Origin of the sequence: Pseudonocardia xinjiangensis (genome assembly GCF_050948425.1) — a bacterium.
Classification (GTDB): Bacteria; Actinomycetota; Actinomycetes; order Mycobacteriales; family Pseudonocardiaceae; genus Pseudonocardia; species Pseudonocardia xinjiangensis.
This window is the reverse complement of the sequence record NZ_CP192009.1, coordinates 6,403,792-6,424,877: the sequence shown is the minus strand read 5'-3', so window position 1 is coordinate 6,424,877 and position 21,086 is coordinate 6,403,792. Positions and strand designations below refer to the sequence as shown.

At 73.1% G+C, this 21,086-nt stretch carries 21 protein-coding genes; 13 read left to right on the top strand and 8 right to left on the bottom strand.

The genetic code is table 11. The features are described 5' to 3' along the window. Nucleotides 1–29: 29 nt before the first annotated feature. Nucleotides 30–560, bottom strand: coding sequence for an NUDIX hydrolase (locus ACQPZA_RS30205; protein ID WP_312859292.1), 531 nt, complete (start codon nucleotides 558–560; stop codon nucleotides 30–32). Between the two features lie 43 nt (nucleotides 561–603). Here ACQPZA_RS30205 and ACQPZA_RS30200 point away from each other — a divergent pair, with 43 nt between their 5' ends. From ACQPZA_RS30200 to ACQPZA_RS30160, 9 genes are all read left to right on the top strand, one after another. Beyond that, nucleotides 604–1,575, top strand: coding sequence for a helix-turn-helix transcriptional regulator (locus tag ACQPZA_RS30200; RefSeq protein WP_433275499.1), 972 nt, complete (start codon nucleotides 604–606; stop codon nucleotides 1,573–1,575). A 67-nt stretch (nucleotides 1,576–1,642) separates the two neighbouring features. Next, nucleotides 1,643–2,986, top strand: a complete 1,344-nt coding sequence (locus ACQPZA_RS30195; RefSeq protein ID WP_433275498.1) for an MFS transporter — start codon at nucleotides 1,643–1,645, stop codon at nucleotides 2,984–2,986. Nucleotides 2,987–2,990: 4 nt separating this feature from the next. Next, on the top strand, nucleotides 2,991–4,160 hold the full coding sequence (locus ACQPZA_RS30190; RefSeq protein WP_433275497.1) for an anhydro-N-acetylmuramic acid kinase: 1,170 nt from the start codon (nucleotides 2,991–2,993) through the stop codon (nucleotides 4,158–4,160). After that, nucleotides 4,157–5,086, top strand: a complete 930-nt coding sequence (locus tag ACQPZA_RS30185; RefSeq protein WP_433275496.1) for a MurR/RpiR family transcriptional regulator — start codon at nucleotides 4,157–4,159, stop codon at nucleotides 5,084–5,086. The genes ACQPZA_RS30190 and ACQPZA_RS30185 overlap by 4 nt, the downstream gene beginning before the upstream one ends. Then, complete coding sequence (gene murQ / locus ACQPZA_RS30180) at nucleotides 5,077–5,973, top strand: N-acetylmuramic acid 6-phosphate etherase (protein WP_433275495.1); 897 nt, start codon at nucleotides 5,077–5,079, stop codon at nucleotides 5,971–5,973. The genes ACQPZA_RS30185 and murQ overlap by 10 nt, the downstream gene beginning before the upstream one ends. A 111-nt stretch (nucleotides 5,974–6,084) precedes the next feature. Further along, nucleotides 6,085–6,744 (top strand): endonuclease NucS, encoded by a 660-nt coding sequence (nucS, locus tag ACQPZA_RS30175; protein ID WP_433275494.1) that lies wholly within the window; start codon nucleotides 6,085–6,087, stop codon nucleotides 6,742–6,744. Nucleotides 6,745–6,885: 141 nt separating this feature from the next. Continuing rightward, a complete protein-coding gene (locus tag ACQPZA_RS30170) occupies nucleotides 6,886–8,385 on the top strand; it encodes an aldehyde dehydrogenase family protein (RefSeq protein WP_433275493.1) in 1,500 nt (499 codons plus the stop codon). A 104-nt stretch (nucleotides 8,386–8,489) separates the two neighbouring features. Continuing rightward, nucleotides 8,490–10,274 (top strand): 3-hydroxyacyl-CoA dehydrogenase family protein, encoded by a 1,785-nt coding sequence (locus tag ACQPZA_RS30165; protein ID WP_433275492.1) that lies wholly within the window; start codon nucleotides 8,490–8,492, stop codon nucleotides 10,272–10,274. A 16-nt stretch (nucleotides 10,275–10,290) separates the two neighbouring features. After that, the gene (locus ACQPZA_RS30160) at nucleotides 10,291–10,599 is read left to right on the top strand and encodes a hypothetical protein (protein ID WP_169399925.1); all 309 of its coding nucleotides are present in this window, start codon (nucleotides 10,291–10,293) and stop codon (nucleotides 10,597–10,599) included. A gap of 13 nt (nucleotides 10,600–10,612) precedes the next feature. Here the strand turns inward: ACQPZA_RS30160 and ACQPZA_RS30155 are convergent, their stop codons facing one another. From ACQPZA_RS30155 to mce, 4 genes are all read right to left on the bottom strand, one after another. Next, nucleotides 10,613–11,485 (bottom strand): helix-turn-helix domain-containing protein, encoded by an 873-nt coding sequence (locus ACQPZA_RS30155; protein ID WP_169399926.1) that lies wholly within the window; start codon nucleotides 11,483–11,485, stop codon nucleotides 10,613–10,615. A 480-nt stretch (nucleotides 11,486–11,965) separates the two neighbouring features. After that, on the bottom strand, nucleotides 11,966–13,249 hold the full coding sequence (locus ACQPZA_RS30150) for a hypothetical protein (RefSeq protein ID WP_433275491.1): 1,284 nt from the start codon (nucleotides 13,247–13,249) through the stop codon (nucleotides 11,966–11,968). A gap of 90 nt (nucleotides 13,250–13,339) precedes the next feature. After that, on the bottom strand, nucleotides 13,340–14,671 hold the full coding sequence (gene ccrA / locus ACQPZA_RS30145; protein WP_433275490.1) for a crotonyl-CoA carboxylase/reductase: 1,332 nt from the start codon (nucleotides 14,669–14,671) through the stop codon (nucleotides 13,340–13,342). Between the two features lie 110 nt (nucleotides 14,672–14,781). Continuing rightward, the gene (gene mce, locus ACQPZA_RS30140) at nucleotides 14,782–15,219 is read right to left on the bottom strand and encodes a methylmalonyl-CoA epimerase (RefSeq protein ID WP_433275489.1); all 438 of its coding nucleotides are present in this window, start codon (nucleotides 15,217–15,219) and stop codon (nucleotides 14,782–14,784) included. A gap of 139 nt (nucleotides 15,220–15,358) precedes the next feature. On the opposite strand from mce, the gene ACQPZA_RS30135 reads away from it, so the two are divergent. Both ACQPZA_RS30135 and meaB read left to right on the top strand, forming a co-directional pair. Next, on the top strand, nucleotides 15,359–16,549 hold the full coding sequence (locus ACQPZA_RS30135; RefSeq protein WP_433275488.1) for an acetyl-CoA C-acetyltransferase: 1,191 nt from the start codon (nucleotides 15,359–15,361) through the stop codon (nucleotides 16,547–16,549). Nucleotides 16,550–16,573: 24 nt separating this feature from the next. After that, nucleotides 16,574–17,542 carry a methylmalonyl Co-A mutase-associated GTPase MeaB gene (gene meaB / locus ACQPZA_RS30130; protein WP_433275487.1) on the top strand — a complete coding sequence of 323 codons (969 nt, stop codon included), beginning with the start codon at nucleotides 16,574–16,576 and terminating at the stop codon, nucleotides 17,540–17,542. A 212-nt stretch (nucleotides 17,543–17,754) separates the two neighbouring features. Here the strand turns inward: meaB and ACQPZA_RS30125 are convergent, their stop codons facing one another. Together ACQPZA_RS30125 and ACQPZA_RS30120 are read right to left on the bottom strand one after the other, a co-directional pair. Then, nucleotides 17,755–18,876, bottom strand: a complete 1,122-nt coding sequence (locus ACQPZA_RS30125; RefSeq protein ID WP_433275486.1) for a helix-turn-helix domain-containing protein — start codon at nucleotides 18,874–18,876, stop codon at nucleotides 17,755–17,757. Further along, nucleotides 18,873–19,790, bottom strand: a complete 918-nt coding sequence (locus ACQPZA_RS30120) for a pentapeptide repeat-containing protein (RefSeq protein ID WP_433275485.1) — start codon at nucleotides 19,788–19,790, stop codon at nucleotides 18,873–18,875. The genes ACQPZA_RS30125 and ACQPZA_RS30120 overlap by 4 nt, the downstream gene beginning before the upstream one ends. A gap of 111 nt (nucleotides 19,791–19,901) precedes the next feature. On the opposite strand from ACQPZA_RS30120, the gene ACQPZA_RS30115 reads away from it, so the two are divergent. Beyond that, nucleotides 19,902–20,129: a hypothetical protein gene (locus ACQPZA_RS30115; RefSeq protein WP_433275484.1), complete on the top strand. Its 228-nt coding sequence runs from the start codon at nucleotides 19,902–19,904 to the stop codon at nucleotides 20,127–20,129. Nucleotides 20,130–20,153: 24 nt separating this feature from the next. Here ACQPZA_RS30115 and ACQPZA_RS30110 read toward each other — a convergent pair whose 3' ends face one another. Further along, nucleotides 20,154–20,657, bottom strand: a complete 504-nt coding sequence (locus ACQPZA_RS30110) for a MarR family winged helix-turn-helix transcriptional regulator (protein WP_169394370.1) — start codon at nucleotides 20,655–20,657, stop codon at nucleotides 20,154–20,156. A 73-nt stretch (nucleotides 20,658–20,730) separates the two neighbouring features. Here ACQPZA_RS30110 and ACQPZA_RS30105 point away from each other — a divergent pair, with 73 nt between their 5' ends. Beyond that, the gene (locus tag ACQPZA_RS30105; RefSeq protein ID WP_169394371.1) at nucleotides 20,731–21,039 is read left to right on the top strand and encodes a thiamine-binding protein; all 309 of its coding nucleotides are present in this window, start codon (nucleotides 20,731–20,733) and stop codon (nucleotides 21,037–21,039) included. Nucleotides 21,040–21,086 lie beyond the last annotated feature (47 nt).

The window sequence follows — 21,086 nt, the reverse complement described above, 5'->3', positions numbered from 1 at the left end:
GTCGGCCAGATCTTGCCCCGTCCCCGCTCTCAGCGGCGATCGTGCAGCTGCAGGAGCAGGTAGGCGGCGAGGCTCTGGGAGTCCGTCATCTCGCCGGAGCGGGCCATCGCCTCGAACTCCGTCGTGGTGAACCAGGCCGCGCGCATGTCCTGCTCGGTGTGCTCGCGCTGCGTGGGTCCCTCGGTGAGCTCGGTGGCCAGCCAGATGGTGCCGGTCTGGCTCGACATCCCGGGCGCCACCTCGAGCCGGCCGATCAGCTCCATCCGGCCGGCCACGAGCCCGGTCTCCTCCCGCAGCTCCTGCACCGCCAGGTCGGCGGGGTCGACCTCGGCCCGGCCGGGGGCCGTGCCCGCCGGGAACTCCCAGCGGCGCCGCCCCACCGGGTAACGGAACTGCTCCACCATCTGCAGCCGGTCGCCGTCACGCGGGATCACCAGTGCGAAGGTCGGCTTGTCGATCACGCCGTAGATGCCGTTCGAGCCGTCGGGGCGGCGCACGGCGTCCTCACGGACGGACATCCAGTTGTTGGCGTAGACCTGGCGGGTACTGAGCGTCTCCACATGACCACCGTGCCGGTCTGCCGGGATCGGGCACGATCCGGGGGTGCGCGCGTCCCGGATGGTCACCCTGCTGTTCACCCTGCAGCGCCTGCGCGGGGCGACGGCGGCCGAGCTGGCGCGCGAGCTGGAGGTCTCCGAGCGGACGATCTACCGCGACGTCGCCGCGCTCTCCGCCGCGGGGGTGCCGCTGTTCACCGAGCCCGGACGCGGCGGCGGCATCCGGCTCGTCGAGGGCTGGCGCACCCGGCTGGACGGGCTGACGGCGCAGGAGGCGGCGGCGCTCTTCGCGGTGGGCGCGCCGCAGGTGCTCGCCGAGCTGGGCATGAGCGCTGCGCTGGCCGGGGCGCAGGCCAAGCTGCTCGCCACCCTGCCGGCGGAGCTGCGGGAGCACGCCAGGACCGTCGCGGAGCGCTTCCACCTCGACGCGCCCGGCTGGTTCCACACCCCGCAGCAGGTGACGCAGCTCGCCGCGGTCGCCGAGGCGGTGTGGGAGCAGCGGCGACTGCGCATCTCCTACCGGCGGCGCTCCGACGTCGTGGAGCGGACGGTCGAACCGCTCGGGCTCGTGCTCAAGGCGGGGACGTGGTACCTGGCCTCGCGGAGCGGGGAGAACGTGCTCACCTACCGGGTCGACCGGATCGCCGCGGCGGAGCCGACGGGCGAGGGTTTCACGCGGCCGGACGGGTTCGACCTCGCGGAGTGGTGGGCGGGGGCGGCCGGCCGGTTCGAGAGCCAGATGCTGCGGGAGACGGTGCGGTTGCGGCTCGGGCCGCGGGGGCTGAAGTGGTTGTCGCACGTCGCCGACTCCGACGCGGCGGTGCGGGCCGTGGCGCACGCCGGGCCGCCGGACACCGAGGGCTGGCGCGAGGTGGAGCTCGACGTGGAGAGCGTCCCGGTCGCGGCGGGCCAGCTCACGGGGCTCGGCGGTGAGGTGGAGGCGCTGGAGCCGCCCGAGCTGCGGGTCGCGCTGGCCGCTGCGGGTGCCGCGCTCGCGGCCCGCAACGCACCGATGTGACTCGGGTGTCAATCGTTGACATCTCTGTCTTCCGGTGGTGAGCATTATTGCCATCGAGGGAGGCGGGATGACCACCACGCGCGGAGCCGGCACCGGCGAGACCGGCACCGGCGAGACCGGCACCGGCAGTTCCCGGCGCGCGGTCGTCGCGGGCACGGTCGGCAACTTCATCGAGTGGTACGAGTTCGGCGTCTACGGCTTCTTCGCCACGATCATCGCCGCCAACTTCTTCAGCCCCGACGGAGCGGGCGGGCTGGAGAGCCTGATCAAGACCTACGCGTCGTTCGCGCTGGCCTTCTTCTTCCGGCCGGTCGGGGCCGCGCTGTTCGGCCGGGTCGGCGACCGGATCGGCCGCAAGCCCACCCTCGTGCTCGTCCTGCTGCTGATGACCGGGGCGACCTTCCTGATCGGCGTGCTGCCCACCTACGCCACCGTCGGTGCCGCGGCGCCGTGGCTGCTCACGCTCGTCCGGGTGCTGCAGGGCCTCTCCGCCGGGGGTGAGTTCGGCGGGGCGGTCTCGGTGATGACGGAGTTCGCGCCCGCCGGGAAGCGCGGGCTCTACGGCTCGTGGCAGTCCTTCACCGTGGCGCTCGGGCTGCTCGCCGGTGCCGGGCTCGCGGCGATCCTGGGCGCGGTGCTCACCGCCGACCAGCTCGCGCTGTGGGGATGGCGGGTGCCGTTCCTGCTCGCGCTGCCGCTGGGCCTGGTGGCGCTCTGGCTGCGGCTGCGGCTGGAGGAGACGCCGTCGTTCCGCCGGGCGGCCGCGGCCCCGCACGCAGCGGTGGGCGGCGAGCCCGTCGCGGTGCCCGGTGCCGCCGCGACCGCGCGCGCCATCGCGGTGGGGGCGGCGCGCCTGATGGGCTGGTCGGCGGCGGGCTACACGTTCCTCGTCGTGATGCCCGCCTACCTGCAGTCGTCGCTGGGCGCGTCGTTCCAGCAGGCGCTGGTGGCCACGGTGCTGGCGAACGCCGGTTTCGCGCTGACGATCCTGCCCGCGGGTGTGCTCAGCGACCGGATCGGCAGGCGCCCGGTGATGCTCACCGGCACCGTGCTGATCGTCGTGCTCGCGCTGCCGTTGCTGAACATCCTGCAGGACCGCGGCAGCGGCACGTTCCTGCAGGGCCTCGCCGTGCTGGTGGCGGGCGCGGTCGTCGGCCTCATCGCCGGACCGGGACCGGCGATGCTGTCGGAGATGTTCCCGACCGGCGTCCGCTATACGGGGCTCGGCCTGGCCTACTCGTTGTCGAACGCGGTCTTCTCCGGCTCCGCGGGCCTGATCATCACGGCGCTGATCGCCCAGACGTCCGATGTGGACATTCCGGCCTACTACGTGATGGCCACCTGCGTGGTCAGCGCCGCCGCACTGGCCACGCTGCGCCGCGACGGCCACCGCAGGCCGCTGGGGGAGTGAGGGCGTGCGGGTGATCGGGATGATGTCCGGGACGTCCTTCGACGGAATCGACGCGGCGGCGGCCGACCTCCGGTTCGACGACGACCGGATCGTGCTGCGCCTGCTCGGCGGGGTCAGCACGCCCTACCCGGACGAGCTGCGCGCCCGGATCGCCGCGGCACTGCCCCCGGCCGTCACCACGATCGAGGAGGTCTGCCGGCTGGACGCCGGTATCGGGCAGGCCTTCGCCGAGGCCGCCGCCGACGCGAACGCGCAGTTGTGCGCCGGGCGAGCGGACCTCGTCGTCGCGCACGGTCAGACCGTCTTCCACTGGGTCGACGGGAGCACCGTCCGCGGCACGCTGCAGATCGGTCAGCCCGCCTGGATCGCCGAGCGCACCGGCTGCGCGGTGGTGGCCGACCTGCGCAGCCGCGACGTCGCCGCGGGCGGCCAGGGCGCCCCGCTGGTGAGCATGGTCGACGTGCTGTGGCTGCGCGGACGCCCCGGTGCGCCGGTGGCGCTCAACCTCGGTGGCATCGCCAACGTGACGGTCGCCCCGCCCGGCGCGGACCCGATCGCGTTCGACACCGGTCCGGCCAACGCGCTGCTCGACCTGGCGGTGTCCGACCGCACCGGCGGCCGGCTGACCTGCGACGTCGACGGGGCCATGGCCGCGCGCGGCCGGGTGGACGCCGCCCTGCTCGGACGGCTGCTCGACGAGCCGTACTACGCGCGCCGGGCGCCGAAGACCACCGGCAAGGAGCTCTTCCACCGCGGGTACCTGCACGCCGCTCTGGCGGGGCGCCCGCCGGTCGCCGACGACGACCTGGCGGCCACCCTCACCGCGCTGACCGCACGCACGGTCGGCGACGCCGTCCGTGGCGTCGGCGGCACCGAGGTGATCGCCGCTGGCGGCGGCACCCGCAACCCCACGCTGATGGGCATGCTCGCCGCGGAGCTGCCCGGGGTCCCGGTGCGCACGTCGGACGAGCTGGGCCTCCCCGCGCTGTGGAAGGAGGCCTACGCGTTCGCGCTGCTGGGCTTCTGCACCGTGCACGACGTCCCGGCCACCGTGGCGAGCTGCACCGGGGCGCGGCACCCGAGCGTGCTCGGGGCCGTGCTCCCCGGGCGGGCCGGTCTCCCCTGGCGGCAGCGCCCTGAGCAGCTGCCCCGGGTGCTGGAGGTCGTGCCATGACCGACCTGGCCGCTCGGATCCGGGCCGTGCTCCCGGAGCTCTCACCCGCCGAGACGAAGGTGGCCACCCGCCTGGGCGCCGACCCGGGAGCCGCTGCCCAGCTCACGATCACCGAGCTGGCCCGGGAGACCGCGACGAGCACGGCGACGGTCGCCCGGATCGCGCGGCGGCTCGGTTACCCGGGCTACCCCGCGCTGCGGCTGGCGCTCGCCGCGCTGGACAGCCGCCACGGCGCCGGGCTGCCGCTGGACTCGGGTGTCGCCGACGACGACCCGATGCCCACGGTGCTGCGCAAGCTCGCGGCGTTCGAGAGCGAGCAGCTCGCCGGCACCGCCGAGCTCGTCGACGGCGACGCACTGGAGGCGGTGGTGGCGGCGATGGCCGGCAGCAGGCGGATCGACGTCTACGGGATCGGGGCCTCCGGGCTGGTGGCCCAGGACCTCGCGGTCAAGCTCGGCCGGATCGGCGTGCTGTGCCTGGCCCGTCCCGAGCACGACGCCGCCATGGTGAGCGCGGCCCTGCTCCGCAGGGGCGATGTCGCGATCGGCATCTCGCACTCCGGGGAGACGGCGGGGGTCGTGCGGCCCCTGCAGGCCGCGCGGTCGGCGGGCGCGGTCACGGTGGCGGTCACCGGGGCATCCCGCTCCGCGCTGGCCAGGGCCGCGGACCACACGCTGCTCACGGCCGGCCGGGAGTTCGGGTTCCGCTCCGCGGCGATGGGCAGCCGCACGAGCCAGCTGCTGGTGGTCGACACCGTGTTCGTCGGCGTCGCCTACCGCACGCCGGGGGCACTCGCCGCGCTGGAACGCACGCACCGGGCGGTCTCGGGTGGCGCGGGCCGTCCGCCGCGGGAGCGCGCCGAACCACGTGGCGGTGCCGGAGCCGGCCCCGATCGATCCGATGTGGATGGACAACCATGGACCTGACGTCGCTCACCACCGAGGCCCCGAACCCGGCCACCACGAACCTCGACCGGATGCCCGTTGCCGACCTGCTCGCGCTGATGAACGCCGAGGACCGGCGCGCCCCCGAGGCCGTCGCCGCGGCACTGCCGCAGGTGGCCGAGGCCGTCGAGCTGATCGTCGCGGCGCGGAGGCGGGGCGGCCGGCTGGTCTATCTGGGCGCGGGCACCAGTGGCCGGCTCGGCCTGCTCGACGCCGTCGAGTGCCCGCCGACGTTCGACACCGATCCCACCGAGGTGGTCGGGCTGATCGCCGGCGGGCGCCGGGCGGTCACCGAGGCCGTCGAGGGTGCCGAGGACGATCCCGTGCTCGCCGCCGAGGACCTGCGTGGCATCGGGCTCGGGCCCGACGACGTCGTGGTCGGCCTGACGGCGAGCGGGCGCACCCCCTACGTGCTCGGCGGGCTCGACCACGCGCGTTCGGTCGGCGCGGCAACGGTGGCGGTGGCCTGCAACGTCGGTGCCGTGGTCAGCACCCACGCCGACGTCGCGATCGAGCTCGACACCGGCCCCGAGGTGCTCACCGGGTCCACCCGCCTCAAGGCGGGCACGGCGCAGAAGCTCGTCTGCAACATGCTCTCGACCGCCGCGATGGTGCGCGACGGCAAGGTGTTCGGGAACCTCATGGTCGACGTCCGGCCGACCAACGCCAAGCTCGTCGACCGGGCCCGCCGGATCGTGGCCACCGCAGCGGGCACCGACGCCGCCACCGCAGCGGCCACGCTGGAGGCCGCGGGCGGCCAGCCGAAGGTCGCGGTCGTGATGCTGCTGGCCTGCTGTTCGCGCGTGGCGGCGCTCGACCGGCTCGCCGAGGCGGGAGGACGGGTGCGCGAGGCCGTCGGGATGTCCTGACGGCCGGCGTGGCACCGGCGCGTGGTCCTCGCAGAGGCCGGGGGGCTCTGCGAGGACCGGCGCACGGCCCGGCCGCGGTCCCCCGATTTCGGGGGCACTAGGGTCGCCCTGGTGCGTCTCGTCATCGCCCGCTGCCAGGTGGACTACGTCGGCAGGCTCACCGCACATCTTCCGATGGCCCCGCGCCTGCTCCTGGTCAAGGCCGACGGATCGGTGAGCATCCACGCCGACGACCGCGCCTACAAGCCGCTCAACTGGATGAGCCCGCCGTGTTGGCTGGAGGAGCAGCCCGGCGTGTGGACGGTGCGCAACAAGGCCGACGAGTCCCTCGTGATCACCATCGACGAGGTGCTGCACGACTCGAAGCACGAGCTGGGCGTCGACCCGGGCCTGGTGAAGGACGGTGTGGAGGCGCACCTGCAGGAGCTGCTGGCCGCGCACCCCGGCGTGCTGGGCGAGGGTTACACGCTCGTGCGGCGCGAGTACATGACCGCGATCGGCCCGGTCGACCTGCTCTGCCGGGACGCCGACGGGCGCAGCGTCGCGGTGGAGATCAAGCGCCGCGGCGAGATCGACGGCGTCGAGCAGCTCACCCGGTACCTGGAGCTCATGAACCGCGACCCCCTGCTCGCGCCGGTGGCGGGGGTGTTCGCCGCTCAGCAGATCAAGCCGCAGGCGCGCACGCTGGCCGAGGACCGCGGCATCCGGTGCGTCGCCGTCGACTACGACGCGCTGCGCGGCACCGAGAGCAAGGACCTGCGCCTCTTCTGAGCCGCTTCGGCCCCGCCCCGCCCGTTGCAGCAAAGCCACTTTCCTGCAACCTCGTTGCCGCAAAGTGGCTTTGCTGCACGTTCCCCGGCCCCCGGCACGCGCGCCCTGCAGGCCGGTTGCCGCTGCCCCTACTCTTGGGTAATGACCGCCACCGAAACGCCCGCTCCCGGCGTCAGCGGCACCTCGGCCACGTTCGAGTCGCTCGACCCGCGGACGGGCGACGTGGTCGGCACGCATCCGGTGCACGACGCCGCCGCCGTCGAGGCGGCCGTGGCGCGGGCAGCGGGTGCGGCGCAGTGGTGGGCCGGGCTGGGCTTCGCCGAGCGCCGTCGGAGGCTGGGCGAGTGGCGCAAGGCACTGGTGCGCCGCATCGACGACCTCGCCCAGGTCGTCTCCGACGAGACGGGGAAGCCGCTCGACGACGCGCGCCTCGAGCTCGTACTGGCGATCGACCACCTGGACTGGGCCGCGAAGCACGCCGAGAAGGTGCTGCGCCGCCGCATGGTCTCCGCCGGGCTGTTGATGAGCAACCAGGCCGCGAGCATCACGTACGTGCCGATCGGGGTGGTCGGAGTGATCGGCCCGTGGAACTACCCCGTGTTCACCCCGATGGGTTCCATCGCCTACGCGCTGGCCGCCGGGAACGCGGTGGTCTTCAAGCCCAGCGAGCTGACGCCCGGCGTCGGTGTGGCGCTGGCCGACACCCTCGCGGAGATCGTGGACGGGCAGCCCCTGCTGCAGGTCGTCACGGGCTTCGGCGAGACCGGCGCCGCGCTCTGCCGGGCCCCGGGGGTCGGGAAGATCGCGTTCACCGGTTCCACCGCCACGGGCAAGCGCGTGATGGCCACCTGCGCCGAGACGCTCACCCCGGTGGTCATCGAGTGCGGTGGCAAGGACGCGCTGATCGTCGACGCCGACGCCGACCTCGGAGCGGCCGCCGACGCCGCGGTGTGGGGCGCCATGTCCAACGCGGGCCAGACCTGCGTGGGCGTCGAGCGGGTGTACGTGCTCGACGCGGTGGCCGACGCGTTCACCGAGAAGGTGGTGGCCGGGGCGCGCGGCCTGCGTTCCGGGTCGACCGGTGACTTCGGGCCGATGACGATGCCGTCCCAGGTGGACGTGGTGCGCCGCCACGTGGAGGACGCCCTCGCCCGGGGCGGGCGTGCGGTGGTCGGCGGGGCGGAGTCGGTCCAGCGGCCGTTCGTCGAGCCGGTGGTGATCGTCGACGTGCCCGAGGACAGCACCGCGGTCACCGAGGAGACGTTCGGGCCGCTGCTCGTCGTCAACCGGGTGCCCGACGTCGACGAGGCCGTGCGCCGGGCCAACGCCACCGGGTACGGCCTGGGCGCCACCGTGTTCTCGAAGAGCCGCGGCGAGGAGATCGCGGCGCGGCTGCGCTGCGGGATGGTGTCGATCAACGGGGTGATCTCCTTCGCGGGCATCCCCAGCCTGCCCTTCGGGGGTGTGGGCGACTCCGGCTTCGGACGCATCCACGGTGCCGACGGGCTGCGCGAGTTCACGCGTACGCAGGCCGTGGCGCGCCAGCGGTTCGCGCTGCCCATCCCCGTCACCAGCTTCCGGCGCACCTCGCGCGGGATGAAGGCACTGCTCGGGATCGTGCGGCTGCGACACGGCCGGTAGACGCAACCGGCGCGTCCGGGTCGGGGCAGTCACACGGCCGCCCGTACGCGCCCCTGTAATGCGAGGATCCCGGGGATTGTCCCTGGTGAAACGGGAGGTGGACGGTGGCACGGGAGTTCCGGACGGTCGGTGTGGTCGGTCTGGGCACGATGGGTGCCGGCATCGTCGAGGTGTTCGCCCGCAGTGGGCTGCACGTGGTCGCCGCGGAGGTGGACGACGAGGCGGTTCAGCGCGGTCGCACGCACCTGGAGACGTCCACCGCGCGCGCGGTCGGCCGCGGCAAGCTGACGCAGCAGGACGCCGACGAGCTGCTCGCCCGGATCGTCACCACCACGTCACTGGCCGGCCTGGCCGACGCCGACCTCGTGGTCGAGGCGGTGCCGGAGCACCTCGACCTCAAGGCCACGCTGTTCGCGGAGCTCGACAAGGTCTGCCGTCCGGACGCGATCCTCGCGTCCAACACGTCGTCGCTGTCGGTCACCGAGCTGGCCGTGCGCACCGGGCGCCCCGGCAAGGTCATCGGGATGCACTTCTTCAACCCGGCGCCGGTGCAGAAGCTCGTGGAACTGGTGCGCACGGTCGTCACGGAGCAGGACGTCGTGGACGACGTCCGGGCGTTCGCCGCCACGCTCGACAAGGTGCCGGTCGTGATCGGCGACCGTGCCGGGTTCATCGCCAACGCGCTGCTGTTCGGGTACCTCAACCACGCGGCGCAGATGTACGAGGCGCACTACGCGAGCCGTGAGGACCTCGACGCCGCCATGCGGTACGGCTGCGGCTACCCGATGGGCCCGCTGGCCCTGCTCGACCTGATCGGGATCGACACCAGCTACGAGATCCTCGACACGATGTACCGCGAGTCGCGCAACCTCATGCACGCCCCCGCCCCGGTGCTCCGGCAGATGACCACCGCGGGCCTGCTCGGGCGCAAGACCGGCCGTGGCTTCTACACCTACGCCAAGCCGCACAGCTCCGAGGTCGTGCCCGACGCCCTCACCCCGTCCGGTGCCGGTGCTCCCGAGGTGGCCGGCCGCGACGTGCAGCGCGTCGGGGTGATCGGCACCGGCACCATGGCCACGGGCATCGTCGAGGTGTTCGCCAGAGCCGGGTTCGACGTGATCGTGCGCGGGCGCTCGCAGTCCAAGATCGACCGCTGCGTGGCCACGGTCCGCAAGTCGCTGGACAAGGCCGTGGTGCGCGGCCGGGCCACCGAGGACGACCGCGACGCCGCGCTGGCCCGGATCACCGGCACCACGCACCTGGAGGGCCTCGCCGACGTCGACCTGGTCGTCGAGGCGATCGCCGAGGAGCTCGACGTCAAGCGGGCGGTGTTCGGGGCACTCGACGAGGTCTGCAAGCCGGGCGCGATCCTCGCCACCACCACGTCGTCGCTTCCGGTGGTGGAGTGCGCCGCCGCCACGTCCCGCCCGCAGGACGTCGTCGGGCTGCACTTCTTCAACCCCGCGCCGCAGATGAAGCTCGTGGAGGTGGTCTCGACGATCACCACCGCTCCCGAGGTGGCGGCCTCGGCCCGCGCTCTGTGCGAGCGGCTGGGGAAGGTGCCGGTGTCCTGCGGCGACCAGGCCGGGTTCATCGTCAACGCGCTGCTGTTCCCCTACCTCAACGACGCGGTGAAGATGCTCCAGGCGCACTACGCCACCGCCGACGACATCGATGCCGCCATGAAGACCGGCTGTGCGCTGCCGATGGGGCCCTTCGAGCTGCTCGACGTGGTGGGTCTGGACGTCTCGCTGGCCATCCAGCGGTCGCTCTACCAGGAGTTCCGGCTCTCCGGTCTCGCCCCGGCCCCGCTGCTGGAGCACCTGGTCACCGCGGGAAGGCTGGGCCGCAAGACCGGGCACGGCTTCCGGGACTACGCGGCGCGCTGAGGCTGTTGCGCTCGCCGTGCCCAGATCCAACCGCCCGCGCCGCCCGACGCCGGGGCGCACCGAGCACGTCCCGCTGCGGTCGGCGTCCCTCACGCGGGTCGAGAGCGCGTCCGACGGCGAGTGGATGGTGCGCAGCGTCCCGGGTTCGTCGTCGGCGAAGACCTACCGCTGCCCCGGCTGCGACCACCTGATCCCGGCCGGCGCCCCGCACGTCGTGGCGTGGCCCGCCGCCGAGTTCGGGTCGGTGGAGGAGCGCAGGCACTGGCACGCCCCCTGCTGGCAGGCCCGCGACCGGCGCGGGCCGGGCCGGCGGCGGTGGCGGTGACGGCGACCGGGGGTCAGCGAGGGTCCTTCGGGGCGGGGAGGGTGGACATGATCTTCTCGAGCAGCTCCCGCGACTCGTCGGGGTCGTGCGCCCGGTGGCTCAGCCCGTCGAACATCCGCAGGTACTCCTGCACGCTCGACTGTTCCTTCAGATAACGCTGCCCGGAATGGGTCTCGATCGCGACGATGTCGCGGTCGACGTCGTCGGCGAACTGGAAGACGGTGAACATGCCCAGCAGGCCGGCGTGCACCCCGGCGTCGTAGGGGAGGATCTGGATGGTGATGTTGCGGAGCAGCGAAAGGCGATGCAGCTGATCGAGCTGCGCGTGCATCTCCGCCGGAGATCCGACCTTACGGTGCAGCGCGCCTTCGTCGATCACGGTGATGAGCCGGGTGCGGCTGCGTGCGGCCAGCAGCAGTTCCTGCCGCCGACCGCGGATCTCGATCAACCGCTGGATCTGCTCGGCAGTTCTCGGCGGCGGCAGTTTCCCGAGCAGGTGCCCGGCGTGTTCCGCGGTCTGGAGCAAACCGGGAATGAGGGAGAGTGCGAACGCCCTGATCGTGGACGCCCCCGACTCGAAGTCGAGGTAGGCGTTGAGCGGCGGCGACACCACGTCGGAGTACTGCTTCCACCAGGCCTGCCGCCGCCCTGCCCCCGCCCACTGCCGCAGCCGGTCGGCAGTGGCGGTGTCGACGTCGTAGAACACGATGAGGTCGCGGATGTCGCGCGGCTGGGGAGCTCCCTGGCCGTTCTCCAGCCTGCTGAGCTTGGACGTGGAGATGAGGGTGGCGTCGGCGACCTCGTCGAGAGTGCGGTGGCCCCGGATACGGCGTAGCTCTGCGCCGAGCCGTCGGCGGGGCAGCAGGGGACCCTCGTCAGGCGCCATTTCCCGCCTCCGATCATGTCCGGATGCGGAGTGTCCACTCTGGCGGTCCAATGATGACAGCGCCGATCAGGTACTTGCTTTTTGGAATCCCATCGGAGGGTGACGTCCGGGTGCGCTGTACAGGTGGAACGATGTGGGATTCCCAGTATTGCCTTGCAAGTCGAGGATTCCGAAGCGCAACCTGGATCTGCGGCTCCCGACTCCGACCCGGGGCGGGTAGCGGGGTCGCCCCTCGACGAAGGGGGTACGGACCATGTTGACCATGATGGCGGTCGTCGGAATCGCTGTACTGGTAGGAATTGCCCTGATCATCGGGCGAATGGACACCGTGGCGCGGCACGAGGCGTGGAAGAGGATCGCCGCCGCCCGCCACCAGGTGTGGCTCGACGAGCAGGATCGTCGGAACTCAGCGGAGCAGCCGAGGTGCGCGGACTGCCCGACGAATCGGCCGGGAGGTCAGCGGCTGGGCCGCTGACCCGCTCAGCGGCGGCCGGCCGCCGCCCGGGGACGAGGACGGGGGCGCGCGCCGTTCGGGTCGATGCCCGTGCTGTCCCTGCTGCTGCTGGTGGCGTCGCTGCTGTCGTCGCCGCCGGCGCCCGCGTCCGAGCCGTTCTCGGCGGTGGCGGTAGCGGGGGCGGCGGGATCCCGAGGAGCAGGCACCACACCGTTCTCGGCCCGGCCCTGATCCACGGCGGGCTGTTCCCTCGGCGCGGTCAGGGTGACGAGCGCGCGGTCGAGGATCACCCGGGCGTCGCCCAGCTGCTCGCTGATCCGCTTGCGCAGCTCGATGAGCTCGCCGAGCCGGTTCTCTGCGTCGCCGACGACCGCGCGGCCGATCGCCTTCGCCTTCTCCTCTTCCTCGCGGTAGCGCGCTGCGGCCGCCGCGCGCAGCTCCTCCGCCTGCCGGTGGGCTTCCTGCCGTTCCGCGGCGATCGCGGCCAGCGCCTCGGAGCGGCGCTGGTCCAGGGCGATCACGAAGTCCTCTTCGGCCGTGGCGCGGCGCGCCTCCGACTCGGCCCAGGCGCGGGCCCTGTCCTGCTCGGCCATCGCGAGCTCGTCGGCGAGCCGCTGCTGTGCCTCGCGGTGCTCCGCGGCGAGCTGCTCGCGGGTGATCCGGCGCTCGAGGTCGAGCTCGGCGCGGGCCCGCTCGAGGTCCCGGGTGAGCTCATCGGCGTTGGCCTTCGCCGCGGCGACGATCGTCTCCGCCTCGGCCCGGGCGTCGGCGATGATCTGCGCCTTCTGCGCCCTGATCGCTTCCGCCTCGGCCTGCGCCGCGGCGAGGATCTCCGTCCGCTGGGCCGTGGTCGCCTCGGCCTCGGCGCGGGCCTCGGCGAGCGCCTCCGCCCGCTGCGCCTCGATCGTCTCCGCCTCGGCCTGCGCCGCGGCGATGATCTGCGTCTTCTGTGCCTCGGCCTCGGTGATGCGCCTGCTGACCTCGGCCTCGGCCCGGCTGAGCATCTCGGCGACCTCGTCCTGGGCCAGCCGCAGCATCGTGCGCATCCGCTCGCTCATGCCCTGCACGTTGTGCCCCGGGCTCACCAGCGTGCGGACCTGCGCGCGCAGCTTCTCCGCCCGTACCCGCGCCTCGTCGAGCTCCCTGGCGAGCTGGCCCGCCTGCTCGAGCGCTGCGTTGCGGTCGGTGACGAGGATGCTGATGTGCGCGTCCAGAGTGCGCAGGTGAGTGTCGACCTGGCCCTGGTCGTAACCCCTTCGCACGACCTCGAAGCCGGTGTCGGTCGAGGACGGAACGGGGTCTGCGGGCATGGAGGTCACCGTACCGGGCACGCCTGGGAGCGTCCCCAGGTGCAACCACGATGGTGAATGCCCTCACCCGCTCGTGGGAAGGACTTGCACTCAGACGCCGCGGAAGCGGTTGATCGCGTGGAGGTGCTTCGCGCGCTTCTCCGGGTCGGTCACGCCGAGTCCTTCGGAGGGTGCGAGCGCCAGCACCCCGACCTTGCCCTGGTGGCTGTTGGTGTGGACGTCCAACGCGGCCTGGCCGGTCTCCGCGAGCGGGTACACCTTGGACAGCGTCGGGTGGATGAGGCCCTTCTCGACCAGCCGGTTCGCCTCGAACGACTCCCGGTAGTTGGCGAAATGCGAGCCGATGATCCGCTTGAGGTTCATCCAGAGGTACCGGTTGTCGTAGGTGTGCTCGTAGCCGGTCGTCGACGCGCAGGTGACGATCGTGCCGCCCCGGCGGGCGACGTAGACGCTGGCGCCGAACGTCTCCCGGCCCGGGTGCTCGAAGACGATGTCCGGGTCGTCGCCGCCGGTCAGCTCACGGATCCTGGCCCCGAGGCGCTTCCACTCCGTCGGGTCCTGGTTGTGCTCGTCCTTCCAGAACCGGTAACCCTCCGCACTGCGGTCGATGATCAGCTCGGCGCCCATTGCGCGGCAGATCGCGCCCTTCTCCGGCGAGGAGACGACACAGACCGGGGTGCCGCCGCCGTTCAGCGCGAACTGCGTGGCGTAGGAGCCGAGCCCGCCGGACGCCCCCCAGACGAGCACCGTGTCGCCCTGTTTCATGCCGGCGCCGTTGCGGGAGACGAGCTGCCGGTAGGCGGTGGAGTTGACGAGCCCGGGGCTCGCCGCCTCCTCCCACGTCAGGTGCTGGGGCTTGCGCAGGAGCTGGTTGGACTTGACCAGCGACAGCTCGGCCAGGCCGCCGAAGTTCGTCTCGAACCCCCAGATGCGCTGCTGGGGGTCCATCATCGTGTCGTTGTGCCCGTCGGGGCTCTCCAGCTCCACCGACAGGCAGTGGGCCACCACCCGGTCTCCGGGCTTCCACAGGTTGACGCCGGGGCCCACCCGCAGCACGACACCGGCCAGGTCGGAGCCGACCACGTGGTAGGGCAGGTCGTGGCGCTTGGTGAGCGGCGAGAGCCTGCCGTAGCGGCGCAGGAAGTCGAACGTCGGCATCGGCTCGAAGATCGAGGTCCAGACCGTGTTGTAGTTGATGGCGCTGGCCATCACGGCCACCAGCGCCTCGCCGGGCCCCGGTTGCGGGGTGGGCACCTCGTCGAGGTGGAGGCTCTTGCGCGGGTCCTTCTCGCGGGTCGGGATGCCCGCGAACATCTCCGTCTCGTCGGCGTGCACGGTGATGCCGCGGTAGTGCTCCGGGACGTCGAGTCCGCCGAGGGCGGCGTCCTGGTCGGCGAGTATCGCGTCGAGGATCTCCTGCACGGCTGGCCTCCGTTGGCTCGAGTCGCGTCGGGTGCGTGGTATCCCACAGGTTACTGCGTAGTATGGTATCCGGCGGGTTCGTTCGACGGGAGTGACCAGCGCCACTTCCGTCAGTGGGTGTCGGTCGTCGCCTGCTCCACCAGCTCCACGAGCACGCCTCCCGCGTCCTTCGGGTGCACGAAGTTGATGCGGGAGCCTGCGGTGCCCCGGCGGGGCTCGTCGTACAGCAGTCGCATGCCCTTGTCCCGCAGCGCGGCGCTGGTGGCCTCGATGTCCGCCACGCGGTAGGCCATCTGCTGGATCCCCGGGCCGTTGCGGTCGAGGAACTTGCCGATCGCGGAGTCGGGGCGCAGCGGGGCGAGCAGCTGCACCGCGGCCCCGGCGTCGCCGGGCGCAGACAGCATCGCCTCGCGCACCCCCTGCTCCTCGTTGGTCTCCTCGTGCGTCGCGACCAGTCCGAACGTCTCGGCGTACCAGGCGATGGCCTCGTCCAGGTCGGCGACGGCGATCCCGACGTGGTCGACCGCGAGGACGGTGTGCTCTCCCATGGCGGGAATGTAACCCGGTACGGCGTTGACGTGCGGTTGTGCGAGGCGTCACCACTCCTGCGGTGTCGTGAACCGGGATCATCGGGGTCAGCACGGGTATCGTTGTTGCCCGCGCCGTCGCAGCCGCTGGAGGTCGATCGTGTCCGGATCCGTGATCGTGGCAGGGGCCCGTACCCCGATGGGAAAGCTCTCGGGTGGGCTGAAGGACTTCAGTGGGGCCCAGCTCGGGTCTTTCGCCATCAAGGCGGCGCTCGAACGGGCGGGTGTCGCCCCGGACCAGGTCCAGTACGTGATCATGGGCCAGGTCCTCACCGCAGGCGCCGGCCAGATCCCGGCCCGGCAGGCGGCCGCCGGCGCAGGCATCCCGATGGACGTTCCCGCGCTCACCATCAACAAGGTGTGCCTGTCCGGGCTCGACGCCATCGCACTGGCCGACCAGCTCATCCGGGCGGGTGAGTTCGACATCGTGGTGGCGGGCGGCCAGGAGTCGATGACGCAGGCTCCCCACCTGCTGCCCAAGTCCCGCGCCGGGTTCAAGTACGGCGACGTCACGATGCTCGACCACATGGCCCACGACGGCCTCTTCTGCGCCTTCGACCAGGTCGCGATGGGTGCGTCCACGGAGAAGTACAACTCCCGCTACGACGTCACGCGCGAGGAGCAGGACGCGTTCGCCGCCCGCTCGCACCAGCTCGCGGCCAAGGCCTCGGTGGACGGGACGTTCGCCCAGGAGATCACTCCGGTCACGGTGCCCCAGCGCAAGGGTGATCCCGTCGTCGTCGACACCGACGAGGGCATCCGCGGCACCACCACCGCCGAGGGCCTCGGGAAGCTGCGCCCCGCCTTCTCCTCCGACGGCACGATCACCGCGGGCTCGTCCTCGCCGATCTCCGACGGCGCCGCCGCGGTGGTGGTCATGAGCCGGGCGAAGGCCGAGGAGCTCGGGCTGACCTGGATCGCGGAGATCGGGGCGCACGGCGTGGTCGCCGGCCCCGACGCGAGCCTGCACGAGCAGCCGGCCCAGGCCATCAGGGCCGCGTGCGCCAAGGAGGGCATCGACGTCTCCGACCTCGACCTCATCGAGATCAACGAGGCCTTCGCGGCGGTGGGCGTGGTGTCCACGAAGAAGCTGGGAGTCGACCCCGAGAAGGTCAACGTCAACGGGGGCGCGATCGCGCTGGGCCACCCGATCGGGATGTCCGGTGCCCGCCTCGCGCTGCACCTGGCGCTGGAGCTCGGGCGCCGTGGTGGCGGTGTCGGCGTGGCGGCGCTCTGCGGCGGCGGTGGGCAGGGCGACGCCCTGGTCATCCGCGTGCCGGCGGCGAGCTGACCCCGCGAGCCGACCCCCACTGCCATGGCGCGCCGGGTGGCGGTGGCCGACCTGGTCGGCCGGGCCCGGCGTGGTGAACAGCTGGCCGTCGCGCGGCTGATCTCCCTGGTGGAGGACGGCGGCGACACCGGGCAGCTGCGTGAGGTGGCCGCCGCACTTGCCCCGTACACCGGGCGTGCCCACGTGGTGGGCCTGACCGGGCCACCGGGTGTCGGCAAGTCGACCTCCACATCGGTGCTGGTCCGCGCGCTGCGGGCCCAGGGCAGGCGCGTCGGCGTGCTGGCCGTCGACCCGTCCTCGCCCTTCTCCGGTGGCGCGTTGCTCGGCGACCGGGTGCGGATGGGAGAGCACGCCACCGACGACGGGGTGTTCATCCGCTCGATGGCCGCCAGGGGGCACCTGGGCGGCCTGGCGTGGTCCACCCCGCAGGCCCTGCGGGTGCTCGACGCGGCGGGCTGCGACGTGGTGCTGATCGAGACCGTCGGGGTGGGGCAGTCCGAGGTGGAGGTGGTCTCGCTCGCCGACTCCACGGTGGTCCTGCTGGCCCCCGGCACGGGCGACGGCATCCAGGCGGCCAAGGCGGGGATCCTCGAGGTGGCCGACGTGTTCGTGGTGAACAAGGCCGACCGCGACGGCGCCGACCAGGCGATCCGCGACCTGCGGCACATGCTCTCGCTCGGGGAGCCCCCGGCCGGCGGCTGGGAGCGACCGGTGGTGCGCACCGTCGCCGCGCGCGGGGAGGGCGTCGGCGACCTGGTGGCCGCACTCGACGCCCACCGCGACTGGCTCGACGCGGTGGGCGAGCGGGAGCGGCGGCGGCTCCGGCGCGCCGAGGCGGAGATCGAGGCCATCACCCTCGACCAGGTCCGCGCCCGGATCGGCGACCTCCGTGGGGTGCACGGGCTCCGCGATCTGGCGCGGCGGGTGCTCGACGGCGAGCTGGACCCCTACCGCGCAGCCGACGAGCTGACGGCCGAGGTCACCCCACCCTGACCCTGACGCCCCGGCCGCGTCATGGACACACGACGCGGTATCTGCGGCCGCACAACAGCGACACGGGACCACGACGTTGGCGGCCTGCAGCAGGAAACGGGCGACTCGCGCGCACGAAACGGGCGACTCGCGGACGCAGAACGGGCGACTCGCGTGCGGGACGGGCGACTCGCCGGCTGGCCCACCGACCCGGAGACATGTACCCGGGCGAGCTACGGGGGCGGGCTCAGTGCGGCCAGGCGGGCGGTGGTCTGCTCCGAGCCGATGCGTCGCGCGAGCTCCCTCGCCCGGCGGGCGTGCTCGGCCGCGTCGAGCGGCCGGGCCGGCGCGAGTGCGAGCGCGAGGTCGGCGTGGACGGCGGCCCGATGGCGGACCGATCGGGGAGCGGAGGCGAGTGCCCGTTCCAGGGGCCCGACCGCCGTGGCGTCTCCGAGCTCGACCAGGGTGCGGCCGTGCCAGCGGTGCAGGTCGGCCAGCTCGACGACCGGGATGCCGCGGGGAGCGACGACGTCGACCGGTGCACGCCGCAGCCGCTGTTCGGCCGCCGCGATGGCCCGGCGGGCGGCCGCGTCGTCACCCGCCGCGGCGCGGGCGACGGCATGTGCGGCCTCCAGCCGCACCTGGGCGGGCGCTGAGGTGGCCGGGCCGGCCCGCTCGAGCAGCTCGACGGCGGCGCCGGGCTCACCGACGTCGACCAGCACGGCGGCCTGCCCGGCCACGGCGACGGCCTCGGGAAGGCCGGCCTCCCGCGCGGCGGTGCGGGCGCGGTCGTAACGGCGCCAGGCCTCGTCGGGGCGGCCGCTGTCGAGCTCCTGGGCCCCGGCCAGTGCTGCGGCCCCGGCCAGCACGGCCGCCACCTCCACCCGGTGGCCGGCCACCAGGCTGTGGACGAGCGTCTCGTCGAGCTGCTCGACCAGCGCGCGCACCAGCTCGCCCGCTCCGGCTGCGCCCACCTCGTCGTCGAGCCGGCCGGCGATCGCCAGCTGCTCCCACCACAGCTCGACACCGGTGTCGCCGACGGCTGCGGCCGCGGCGACCGCCGCCCGGAGCCGGGCGGGTGCCGTGGAGGCGGCGTCGGCCGGTGGCGGCCCGGCGATTCCGAGATCGGCAGGGGAGCGGCCGTACAGCTCGGCCAGCAGCGACCGGTAGTGCGGCTCCGGCAGGGCGTGGCCGTTCTCCCAGCGGGAGAGGAGCGTCTTCAGGCTCGCCGCGGCCGCGACGGGGGTGCCCGTGGCGCGGCCGAGCGCCGCCAGCTGCCTGGCCGCGTCGGCCTGGGACCAGCTGAGCGCCGCCCTGGCGGACCGCAGGCTCGTGGACCCCGCGCCGCTGGTCATGCCGGCGTGCAGGCGAGCGGCCAGCTCGCCCGGTCGCCCGCCACCCTGGTGCCCTCGGCGACGGTGAGGACACCGGAGTGCCGTTCCGGTGGTGTGCTGTCGACATCGACGAAGGTGGCAGCGGAGGCGCCCTGGAGGACCGCCTCGCCGCAGAAGGTGGCGCCCTGGAAGGAGACCCCTCCGCCGAACCGGGAGTCGCGCATGTCCACCTTGCCCAGGAAGGAGGCACCGGAGAACATCGCGGGCTTGCTCGCCTCGACGCCGCCGAGCCGGGTGATGCCGTAGAACCGCGTGCGCCGGGCCGTGAGCCGCCCGATCCTGCGGCCCTCCAGCCGGAAGTACTCGAGGCTCGCGCCGGTGAGATCCAGATGGTAGGCGCGTGGGTCGTGGTTCATCCCCCACGGCAGCAGATCGGTGATCAGCCGTTGGGCGGTGAGCCGGACCTGCCGTTCCAGGTCGGCGTCCGGGGCGCCCCCGGTGGCGGGCGCCTGGTCGGGGTCGTCAGCCCGCAGTGCGTAGCTCGGATGCGAGAAGGGCCTGCGCAGGTACGCGCACAGCACGTCGAGCACCGTCTGCTTGTAGCGGGGACTGGACTCGGCGAGCCACACCAGCGCGTGCAGTGCGCCGACGCGCACCTGGTCGGCCTCGTTGCCCAGGAGCTCGACCGACCGTGCGAAGCGCTCGTCCGCCACCTTCTCGGTCTCGAGCTCGTGGCGCGCCTCCTCGGTGCGGCGCCTGCGGTCGTTGAGCCAGAGCGCGTAGAGGGCGACGACGGCGCCACCGCTGAGGCCACCGGTCTTGATCGCCTCGGCCGGGGACACGGCGGGCTCGACCAGCATCAGCACCACCGTGGTGCACGCGGTGACGACGAGGGCAGCGAGCACGCTGGCTCCCAGCAGGATCCGGCCTCGCACGTCAGCTCCTCGCCGTCGATCTCTCCGTCGTCGCTCAGACTGTCGGGGTCGCCACCTACTGTCAACGCTGTTGCCGCAACAGGCGTCAACAGCGGTGGAGGGGGGACGACGATGGATCTGACGACGTACTCGGTCTGCGTGCTCGCGGGGTCGGCCGGGGGAGCGGTCAGCGGCTACTACGCGGGAGGGCGGCGCCGGGCCGGGCGCCGCGCGGCCACGCGGTCCACGCGCAGCCGCACCATGCGGTCGTGGCCCGGCGGTCGTCGGCGCCACCGGCGACGGCCGGGGGCCGGGCGGGGCGGGGGCGCCGGAGGGCGCGTGGGTCCGCCGTCGGCGTGAGGGCTCGCGCGGCGGCGGGCCGCCTCAGTCGAAGTCGCCCGCTGCCCTGCGCACCTTGGCGAGCAGGTCGGTCAGCTCGGTCTCCTGCTCCGGAGCGAGGCCGCTGAGGCCGAACTCGATCGCGGTCACCGACTTCGTGGCGTCCTCCAGGATGGCGGTGCCGGCTTCGGTGATCTCCACCAGCGTCGCGCGCCGGTCGGTCGGGTGCGGGATGCGGCGCACGAGCCCGTCGGCCTGCAGTCGATCCACGATGTTGGTCACGCTCGTCGGATGCAGCTGGAGGCGCTCACCCATCACCCGCATCGGCAGCCTGCCGGTGCGGGAGAAGCTGAGCAGCACCAGTGCCTCGTACCGGGCGAACGTCAGACCGTGCGGGCGCAGTGCCCCGTCCACTGCGGAGAGAAGGATCTGCTGCACCCGCATCACGCTGGTCACCGCGGCCATCGTGCGCGCGGGTCCGATCCGCTCGTCCCAGATCGCCGCCGCCCGCAGGATCGGGTCGAACGGAAGCGGGTCGTGGGTGGCCATGACCGGCGACGCTAGCAGTGAGGTGCACGCTCGGGGTCGCGGTCGTCGCCTTTGCTGCGGCAGGCTGGCGACCATGCTCTTCGCATTCAGCATCGCCCCGTCCGGCGGCAACTCCGGCACCGACAGCGTGAGCGAGGCGGTCGCGGCGGCCGTCCGCGTCGTCCGCGAGTCCGGGCTGCCCAACGAGACCACCTCGATGTTCACCACGATCGAATCCGAGACGTGGGACGAAGGCATGGAGGTGGTGAAGCGGGCCGTCGAAGCGGTCCAGGCTCACGCCCCCCGGGTGAGCCTGGTGCTGAAGGCCGACATCCGGCCCGGTCACTCCGGCCAGCTGACGGCCAAGGTGGAGCGGGTCGAGGCGGCGCTGGACAAGGGCTGAACCGCGTCCGGGCCGAACGGGCAGGCGCCGCAGCGCCGGCCTGTTCG

What these genes read in the sequence shown, in the direction of transcription:
- ACQPZA_RS30195 (WP_433275498.1), top strand. Translation starts at nt 1,643, where the DNA reads ATGACCACCACGCGCGGAGCCGGCACCGGCGAGACCGGCACCGGCGAG.
- ACQPZA_RS30185 (WP_433275496.1), top strand. Translation starts at nt 4,157, where the DNA reads ATGACCGACCTGGCCGCTCGGATCCGGGCCGTGCTCCCGGAGCTCTCA.
- murQ (WP_433275495.1), top strand. Translation starts at nt 5,077, where the DNA reads ATGGACCTGACGTCGCTCACCACCGAGGCCCCGAACCCGGCCACCACG.
- ACQPZA_RS30170 (WP_433275493.1), top strand. Translation starts at nt 6,886, where the DNA reads ATGACCGCCACCGAAACGCCCGCTCCCGGCGTCAGCGGCACCTCGGCC.
- ACQPZA_RS30155 (WP_169399926.1), bottom strand. Translation starts at nt 11,485, where the DNA reads ATGGCGCCTGACGAGGGTCCCCTGCTGCCCCGCCGACGGCTCGGCGCA.
- ACQPZA_RS30150 (WP_433275491.1), bottom strand. Translation starts at nt 13,249, where the DNA reads ATGCCCGCAGACCCCGTTCCGTCCTCGACCGACACCGGCTTCGAGGTC.
- mce (WP_433275489.1), bottom strand. Translation starts at nt 15,219, where the DNA reads ATGGGAGAGCACACCGTCCTCGCGGTCGACCACGTCGGGATCGCCGTC.
- meaB (WP_433275487.1), top strand. Translation starts at nt 16,574, where the DNA reads ATGGCGCGCCGGGTGGCGGTGGCCGACCTGGTCGGCCGGGCCCGGCGT.
- ACQPZA_RS30125 (WP_433275486.1), bottom strand. Translation starts at nt 18,876, where the DNA reads ATGACCAGCGGCGCGGGGTCCACGAGCCTGCGGTCCGCCAGGGCGGCG.
- ACQPZA_RS30115 (WP_433275484.1), top strand. Translation starts at nt 19,902, where the DNA reads ATGGATCTGACGACGTACTCGGTCTGCGTGCTCGCGGGGTCGGCCGGG.
- ACQPZA_RS30110 (WP_169394370.1), bottom strand. Translation starts at nt 20,657, where the DNA reads ATGGCCACCCACGACCCGCTTCCGTTCGACCCGATCCTGCGGGCGGCG.
- ACQPZA_RS30105 (WP_169394371.1), top strand. Translation starts at nt 20,731, where the DNA reads ATGCTCTTCGCATTCAGCATCGCCCCGTCCGGCGGCAACTCCGGCACC.